The 373-nt window shown below is 51.2% G+C and carries 1 pseudogene; it reads right to left on the reverse strand.

Annotated features, from left to right (window positions below):
- Positions 1-373, reverse strand: a pseudogene (locus FFM73_RS12855) (hypothetical protein); the annotation flags it as partial.

Here is a 373-nt window from a genome sequence, read left to right on the forward strand (position 1 = left end):
ATCGCCTTTAGCACCCTGAGCCCCTTGAGCTCCAGTTGCACCGGTTGCGCCAGTGTCACCTTTAGGTGCCGTCAAGGTCCCAAGTGAATTACCTTTACTGTCTACAAGCGTATAAACTTGGTTGCCATCCTTATCAGTCGTCGTCTTGCTTGGATCAATCTTTGGCGTATCGCCATTAGTTCCATTCTTACCGTCGGTAACGGTCAGTTGACCGACATCAGCGGGTTTGCCATCAGGTCCGGTGATCATGAAGTGGTAAGTCGTGGTTGGATTGCCATTGGCATCCGTACCAGTTGTCGTCTTGCTTGGATCAATGGTCGGTGTGCTGCCATCTTTTCCGGCAACACCCTGGATACCTTGAGCACCTGTATCA

It is taken from the genome of Secundilactobacillus hailunensis, assembly GCF_005405185.1.
GTDB lineage: Bacteria > Bacillota > Bacilli > Lactobacillales > Lactobacillaceae > Secundilactobacillus > Secundilactobacillus hailunensis.